Origin of the sequence: Streptomyces sp. TRM64462, assembly GCF_013362995.1 — a bacterium.
Taxonomy (GTDB): Bacteria; Actinomycetota; Actinomycetes; order Streptomycetales; family Streptomycetaceae; genus Streptomyces.
In genome coordinates, this window is sequence record NZ_JABWDV010000305.1 from 1 (window position 1) to 7,242 (window position 7,242).

Here is a 7,242-nt window from a genome sequence, read left to right on the forward strand (position 1 = left end):
TGCGATCGCAAGGCGCCGGAGCGCCCTCGTGGCGGAGCCACGTGGGCGTTTCGGCAACGCGGCTGGGGGTCCCCCCTGCTCGAGCGGAGCCGAGAGCTTGGGGGAGCGCGTGCCAGGCGCCGCGGGGCAGGCGGGAATTGTCAGACAGGCCCTAGGGCCGGCGGGCGCCCGGCGGTTCGGCTGCGGCTAGAGCTGGGTGGTCTGCCGCTTCGTGAGGCCGTACGTCTCGGCGATGCCGTTCCAGAGACGTGCGGCCTTCTGCTTGGCGACGGTCGCCTCGCCGCTCGCCGCGGCCGCCTGCGCGGTACGGCTGGTGTTGCGGGCGCGGCCGTCCTTGCAGTTCTTCGGCTTCTTGACCTGCGTGGCCCAGGCCGCGTAGTGGTCGTCGGCGGTCGCGGACGCCTGCCACGCCTCGGTGAGCGCGGCGCTCAGCTCCGTGTGCTGCGGCAACTGGTCGATCGTGAGGCCCTGGAGGCGGGTCACGAGCTGGCGGCGCTGCGTCGCGGCGGCCCGCAGATCGGCGGCGGCCCGGTCAAGTTCGCGGCACTGCTTGATGTTCTCGACGGAACGGATCACGGAGGCGCGGCTGTTGCCGCTGTCCGCGAGCAGCTTGTCCAGCTCCTTGGCCTGTGCCTCGGCCGGGTCGGCGCTCTCCTCCGCGGACGGGCTGGGCGTGGGTGCCGGCGTCGGCGTGGCGGACACGGCGGTGACGGCACCGGCCTTGTCGGTGGCGTCGGCCTTGTCGCCGCCGCTCATCAGCGCGCCCGCGCCGAGCCCGATGACCGCGCAGCCGACGACGACGGCCGCGCCGATGGCCAGCTTCGGGGAGCGGCGGCGCGGCTCGGGCTCGTCGTCGTAGTACGGATCGGGCTCCGCGTACTGCGGGGCGTACGCCTGCGGCTGGGGCTGACCGTACGGGGGCGGGGGCGCCGCCGCGTCGAAGCGCGGCATCTGCTGCGTGGCGCCCGCGCTGTCGTCACGGAACAGGTTGTCGAACTCGGCAGGCGGCCCGGAACGCCCCGGCACGGGCGGGATGTACTGCGTGGCCTCGGCATCCGACCCCACGGACGGCTGCTGCGCGGGTGGCTGCGGCTGCTGCGCGGGCGGCTGCGGCTGCTGCGCGGGCGGCTGCTGCCCACCGAACCCGGTCCCGAGGAACTGCGTCGACTCGGCCGGGCTCTCGGCGGGCGGCACGGGACGCAGATACTGCGTCGCCGGATCACCCGCGGGCGACGGCACCCCCTGCTGCGAACCGGCGGCCCCACCCTGCGGCCCACCGGGCTGACCGCCCTGCGGAACGCCCGCGTGCCCGCCCGGCTGCGCGCCCGGATGACCGCCCGGTGCGCCTCCGTGCGCGCCCGGCTGACCGCCCGGGTAGGCCCCCGGCTGACCGCCCTGCTGCATCCCGGCGTGAGCCCCCGGCTGGCCGCCCGGATAGGAATCCGGCTGGCTGCCCTGCTGCATCCCCGGATGAGAGCCCGAGCCCGGCTGAGGACCCGGGGCGCCGCCCGGCTGCACGCCCGGGTGGCCGCCCTGCTGTACGCCCGCGTGCCCGCCCGGCCGGCCGCCCGGGTACGGTCCCGGGTGGCCGCCCTGCGGTGGGCCGGGGTAGCCCGCCTGCTGCCCGCCCCCGTGGGCGCCCTGCGGCGTTGCCGGCTGTGCGCCCTGCGGTGCGCCGGGCTGGGTGTTCGGATACGTGCCCGGCCGGCCGCCCGGGTACGTGCCCGGGTAGCCGCCCTGTGCGTCCTGCTGGGGGCCCGGCTGCGCATGGGGCATCCCCGGCCCGCCCGCCTGCGGCGTGCCCGGGTAGGGGCCCGGCTGAGCGCCCGGGTACGCGTTCGGCTGCGTGCCCTGGGGTGGGGCCGGGGGCATCTCCGGTGGTAGTTGTCCGCCCGCCGGCGGTGTCCCGGGGTGCGGGGGTGGGGGACCCCAGGGCCGGCCCGAGGGCTGACCCCACGACTGGCCCTCCTGGCCGTGTCCGCTCTGCGTCACCGGGACTCCTACGTGTGAACCTACGGAAACGTCGGCTCACGCTACCGGGTGTATCGCATCCCCCGCACACGGGTGTGGCGGTTGACACGGCCGGGCAGGGCAGGGCCGGGCCGGGCCACCGGCCCCCCTACGACGCCTGTGCCGCTAGCCGCGCCGTGAACTCCCGTACCGCGGGCTCGTCCCGGTACGGCTCCAGGCGCTGCTGGAGGTCGTCGAGGTACTCGGCGCCGCGCGACGACCGCAGGGAGCCGAGGAGTTCGGCGGCGCGCGTCCCGGTGTGGCAGGCCAGCTCCACCTCGCGCTGCTGGACCTGCGCCGTGGCCAGCAGGACGAGGCCGATCGCCCGCCGCCTGGCGCGGTTCGCGGGGTGCCCGTCCAATGCCTCGCCCGCGGTCCGCGCGGCCGCCTGGGCCTGGCCCAGGTCCCGGTGGCAGTGGGCCAGTTCGTCGGCGAGGTACGCGTGGTCGAAGTGCGCGATCCACGGCGGGTCGTCGCCCGCGTCCGGCTCGGCGCGCTCCAGCGCGCTCAGGGCACGCCCCGCCACGTCCTGGCACATGCGGGCGTCCCCGAGCAGGGCGTGCCCCCGCGCCTCGGCCGCCAGGAACATCGCCTCGGCCCGGGGCGTGACGTGCCCGCGGGCACCCTCCTGCGCGGCCCGCGCCAACTGGGCGATCTCGCGCGGGTTCCCGAGCTGCGCGGCGAGGTGGCTCATGGACGCGGCCAGCACGTACCCCCCGTACGCCCGGTCGCCCGCCGCCTGCGCGAGCCGCAGCGCCTGGATGTAGTAGCGCTGCGCGAGGCCCGGCTGCCCGGTGTCGACGGCCATGTACCCGGCCAGCTCGGTCAACCGCGCGACGGCGGCGAAGAGTTGGCGGCCCACCGCGTCCCGGTACGAGCCGGAGAGCATCCCGGACACGACGCTGTTGAGGTAGTGGACGACGACGGGCCGCACGTGCCCGCTGCCGAACCGGTGGTCCAGGTCGACCAGCGCGTCCGTCATGGCGCGTACGGCCCGGACGTCCGAGAGCCCGACGCGCGCCCCGGCCGTGCGCGCCACCTGCGCGTCGGGGCCGGTGATCAGCCAGTCGCGGCTGGGTTCGACGAGCGCGGACGCGGCGACGGCGGACCCGGACAGGAAGTCGCGGCGGCCCACGTCGCTGCGCCACAGCTCGCAGACCTGCTCGATGGCGCCGAGCACGGTCGGCGAGAACTGCAGCCCGACACCGCTGGCGAGGTTCTTGCCGTTGGCCATCCCGATCTCGTCGATCGTGACCGTACGGCCCAGCTTGCGCCCGAGCGCCTCGGCGATGATGCCGGGGGCGCGGCCCCGTGGCTGCTGTCCGCGCAGCCAGCGCGCCACCGACGTCTTGTCGTACCGCAGATCGAGTCCGCGTTCCGAGCCGACCATGTTGACGCGGCGGGCGAGCCCGGCGTTGGAGCACCCTGCTTCCTGAATGAGAGCCTGCAGCCGTTCGTTCGGCTGACGGGCGACGAGCGGCCTCGCTGCCATGACTACCCCCTGGTGGTGCCGGTGGCGATCAGTCCGTCGATCACTGCCCGGCTGATGTCCGGAGAATGCAGAACCTGGCGCTGTCATACCAAAACATCGACAATGCAGTGCATTACGGTGCAATACCGGAGACGCCCGCATTGACGCCCTTCCCCCGGCATGTGGCTACCCGTCCGCGGCTCCCGCCGCCCATGCGCGCCCCCGCCCGTGCATCCATGCGCCCCACATGGCGAATCGATGCATCTCGCCCTTCGCCTTTGCGCCCCGTAACCCCCGGTGGGGTGCGGAGTTGTGCTGTCCGTGGAAGAGACCATCGGAGTCACGGAAGCCGCACAGATCCCCAAGCAGCGCGGGGAGCAGCTGCTGGACAGCGCCGTGCGGTACGCGGAAGAGCGGCACTGGGACGTGTTCCCCGGTACGTGGTTGGAGGCCGTCGACGGCACGGAGCGCTGCTCGTGCGGCGACACGGCGTGCCCCGCCCCCGGCGCGCACCCGGCCAGGCCTGACTGGGCGACGCAGGCGACGGGCAGCGCGGTCGCGGCGCGCCGTATGTGGGGCAAACACCCCAGGGCGTCGATCCTGCTGCCGACGGGCCGTACGTTCGACGCGCTGGACGTACCGGAGTCGGCGGGCTTCCTGGCGCTGGCGCGGATGGAGCGGATGAACATGACGCTCGGCCCGGTGACCTGCACCCCGGACCGCCGGATGCTGTTCTTCGTCCTGCCGGGCGCGACCGTGAAGGTGGCCGATCTGATCCGCAAGCTGGGGTGGTCGCCGACCGGGATCGACCTGGTGGCGAAGGGCGAGGGCCACTACGTGGCGGCGCCGCCCACGCGGGTCGGCGGGCAGGGCGCGGTGCAGTGGGCGCGGCGGCCGACGCCGGCGAACCGGTGGCTGCCGGACGCGGAGGAGCTGATCAGCCCGCTGGCGTACGCGTGCGGCAGGGAGGCCGCCGCGGCACGAGCCCGGCAACGCTGACCAGCGGAGACTGCCGGATCCTTCACCTGCGGACCTACCGGCGGGTTCGTAGGCTGTGTCCTGTTGTTCGAGTACGGCGCGCATGACGCCGTACGACCACGCACGACGGGGACAGTGAGGCCAGGCCATGACCATGCCGGACCAGCACCAGACAGATGACATGGCGGGTGAGGCGCCGGGCGCGGCGCCGCCCGCCGTTCGTGTGGAAGGGCTCTGGAAGCGCTTCGGCGATCATGTCGCGGTGGCCGGTGTGGACCTGGAACTGCCCGCCGGGAAGTTCATCGGGCTCGTCGGCCCGAACGGCGCGGGCAAGACGACGACCCTGTCGATGATCACCGGGCTGCTCCGCCCCGACCAGGGCCGTATCCATGTCGCCGGCCACGACGTGTGGCAGGACCCGGCCGCCGTGAAGGCGCGGATCGGTGTGCTGCCGGAGGGCCTGCGGCTGTTCGAGCGGCTGTCGGGCCGTGAACTCCTCGCGTACACGGGGCGGCTGCGGGGGCTGCCGGGTGACGAGGTCGACAAGCGGGCGACGCAGCTCCTCGACGTGCTGGACCTGGCGGGGGCGCAGCACAAGCTGGTGATCGACTACTCGACCGGTATGCGGAAGAAGATCGGGCTCGCGGCGGCGCTGCTGCACAACCCGGACGTGCTGTTCCTGGACGAGCCGTTCGAGGGTGTGGACCCGGTGTCGGCGCAGACGATCCGCGGTGTGCTGGAGCGTTACACGGCGTCCGGTGCGACCGTCGTGTTCTCCAGCCACGTCATGGAACTGGTGGAGTCGCTGTGCGACTGGGTCGCGGTGCTGGCCGCGGGCCGGATCCGCGCGCACGGCACGCTCGCGGAGGTGCGGGGGGACGCGCCGACGCTGCAGCGGGCGTTCCTGGAGCTGGTCGGCGCCGAGGGCCGGGACGCGGGCGCGTCGCTGGACTGGCTGGGCGGGGGCGCGCGATGAGCGGCGCGGAGGTGGCCGCGGAGACGCCTTCGACGTCCGTCCCGACGTCCGACCCGACATCCGTCCCGACGTCCGACCCGACATCCGACCCGACATCCGACCCGACGTCCGACCCGACATCCGTCCCGACGTCCGTCCAGACATCCGTCCCGACGTCCGTCCTGACGTCCGTCTTCGTACGGCTCAAGCTGTCGCTGCTGCGCAACGGGCTGCGGCAGTCGACGGGCAGGGCAGCGGTGTTCGTCACGTCGGCGGTGTTCACACTGCTGTTCGCGGCGCTGCAGTTGCTGGGGCTGCTGCTGATGCGGGGGTCCGCGCACGCGGCGACGCTGGCGGTGCTGCTGACGGTGGTGCTGGCCGTGGGGTGGGCGGTGATGCCGCTGTTCTTCCCGAGCGGCGACGAGACGCTGGACCCGACGCGGCTGGTGATGCTGCCGTTGCGCGCGGCGCCGCTGGTGCGGGCGCTGCTGGTGGCGTCGCTGGTGGGCATCGGGCCGCTGTTCACGCTGAGCGTGGCGGTGGGCGCGGGGGTCTCCGTGGCGCACGGGGCGTTCGCGGTGGGCGTGGCGGTGGTGGCCGTACCGCTGGTGCTGCTGGTGTGCGTGGCGCTGGCGCGGGCGGTCGCGGCGGCGAACATCCGGCTGCTGACGTCGCGCAAGGGCCGTGACCTGGCGCTGCTGAGCGGTCTCGTGGTGGCGGTGGGTATCCAGTTCGTGAACTTCGGGGCGCAGCGGCTGGGCGCGGCGGGGACCGGTCTCGCGCCGCTGGAGCCCGCGGCGGCGGTGGCGCGGTGGATCCCGCCGGCGTCGGCGGTCGGCGCGGTCGACTCGGCGAGCCGGGGCGCGTACGGCACGGCGGTGCTGCAGATCGCCCTGTCGGGGGCGGCGTTGGGGGCGCTGCTGCACTGGTGGCAGCGGAGCCTGACGAAGCTGATGACGGCGCCGGACGCCTCGACGATCGCGGCGGCGGACTCCGGCAAGGAGCGCGGGCAGGCGCAGGCGCGGGGCGTCGGGCGGCTGCTGCCCGGCGGCCGTACGGGCGCGGTGATGCAGCGCAGCCTGCGGTACGGCTGGCGGGACCCGAAGACGAAGTCGGCGTGGGTGACGGCGTTGGCGCTGGGCGTGATCATCCCGGCGTTCAACGCGCTGCAGGGCTCGGGGTCGCTCTACTGGGCGTGCTTCGCGGCGGGCATGCTGGGCTCGCTGATGTTCAATCAGTTCGGGCAGGACACGTCGGCGTTCTGGATGGTCGCGATGACCGTGGCGTCGCGGCGTGACGCGTATCTGGAGCTGCGGGGGCGTGTGCTGGCGCTGCTGCTGATCACCCTGCCGTATGTGACGGTCGTGACGGTGGTGACGGCCGCGCTGCTGGGCCACTGGGGGGCGCTGCCGGCGGTGCTGGGCCTGTCGATCGCGCTGCTCGGCGCGATGCTGGGCATGGGGGCGTTCGCGTCGGCGTTCTTCCCGTACTCGATCCCGCAGGACAGCGCGTACAAGAACGCGGCACCGGGGCAGGGCGGGCTGGCGTGGATGTCCATGCTCGGCGGCATGCTCGGGTCCGTCCTGCTGTGCGCGCCGCTGGTCGCCCTGCTGGTCTGGGCGCGGGTGACGGACAACGCGTCCGGGGAGTGGTTGCTGCTGCCGCTGGGCGTGTCGTGGGGCGCGCTGCTGGTGTGGGCGGGCCTCCACCTGGGCGCCCGCCGCACGTCGACCCGCCTCCCGGAGATCCTGGCGGCCGTCAGCAAGGCGTAACGCCCACGCCACGGGCCCGGCCCCGCCGGGTGGGCCGCCGGGCCGGCCGGGGCACC

General features: G+C 74.4%; 5 protein-coding genes and 1 pseudogene. 4 read left to right on the plus strand and 2 right to left on the minus strand.

The genetic code is table 11. The features are described from left to right. Nucleotides 1–186: 186 nt before the first annotated feature. Together HTZ82_RS14865 and HTZ82_RS14870 are read right to left on the minus strand one after the other, a co-directional pair. Nucleotides 187–1,776, minus strand: a complete 1,590-nt coding sequence (locus HTZ82_RS14865) for a hypothetical protein (protein WP_175409853.1) — start codon at nucleotides 1,774–1,776, stop codon at nucleotides 187–189. A 343-nt stretch (nucleotides 1,777–2,119) separates the two neighbouring features. Next, nucleotides 2,120–3,502: a transcriptional regulator gene (locus HTZ82_RS14870; RefSeq protein ID WP_175409854.1), complete on the minus strand. Its 1,383-nt coding sequence runs from the start codon at nucleotides 3,500–3,502 to the stop codon at nucleotides 2,120–2,122. 300 nt (nucleotides 3,503–3,802) lie between these two features. Between HTZ82_RS14870 and HTZ82_RS14875 the strand changes: the two genes are divergently transcribed. The 4 genes and pseudogenes from HTZ82_RS14875 to HTZ82_RS14890 all read left to right on the plus strand — a co-directional run bounded on the left by HTZ82_RS14875 (nucleotide 3,803) and on the right by HTZ82_RS14890 (nucleotide 7,186). Next, the gene (locus HTZ82_RS14875) at nucleotides 3,803–4,480 is read left to right on the plus strand and encodes a bifunctional DNA primase/polymerase (RefSeq protein WP_175409855.1); all 678 of its coding nucleotides are present in this window, start codon (nucleotides 3,803–3,805) and stop codon (nucleotides 4,478–4,480) included. A gap of 133 nt (nucleotides 4,481–4,613) precedes the next feature. Then, complete coding sequence (locus HTZ82_RS14880) at nucleotides 4,614–5,435, plus strand: ABC transporter ATP-binding protein (protein ID WP_175409856.1); 822 nt, start codon at nucleotides 4,614–4,616, stop codon at nucleotides 5,433–5,435. Between the two features lie 87 nt (nucleotides 5,436–5,522). Continuing rightward, nucleotides 5,523–5,600 (plus strand): annotated as a pseudogene (locus HTZ82_RS33075) (restriction endonuclease); the annotation flags it as partial. A gap of 32 nt (nucleotides 5,601–5,632) precedes the next feature. Next, complete coding sequence (locus HTZ82_RS14890; RefSeq protein ID WP_375540822.1) at nucleotides 5,633–7,186, plus strand: transporter; 1,554 nt, start codon at nucleotides 5,633–5,635, stop codon at nucleotides 7,184–7,186. Nucleotides 7,187–7,242 lie beyond the last annotated feature (56 nt).

Excerpts from the sequence above, each read along its gene's own strand:
- HTZ82_RS14880 (WP_175409856.1), top strand. The coding sequence starts at position 4,614 with ATGCCGGACCAGCACCAGACAGATGACATGGCGGGTGAGGCGCCGGGC.
- HTZ82_RS14865 (WP_175409853.1), bottom strand. The coding sequence starts at position 1,776 with ATGCCCCATGCGCAGCCGGGCCCCCAGCAGGACGCACAGGGCGGCTAC.
- HTZ82_RS14870 (WP_175409854.1), bottom strand. The coding sequence starts at position 3,502 with ATGGCAGCGAGGCCGCTCGTCGCCCGTCAGCCGAACGAACGGCTGCAG.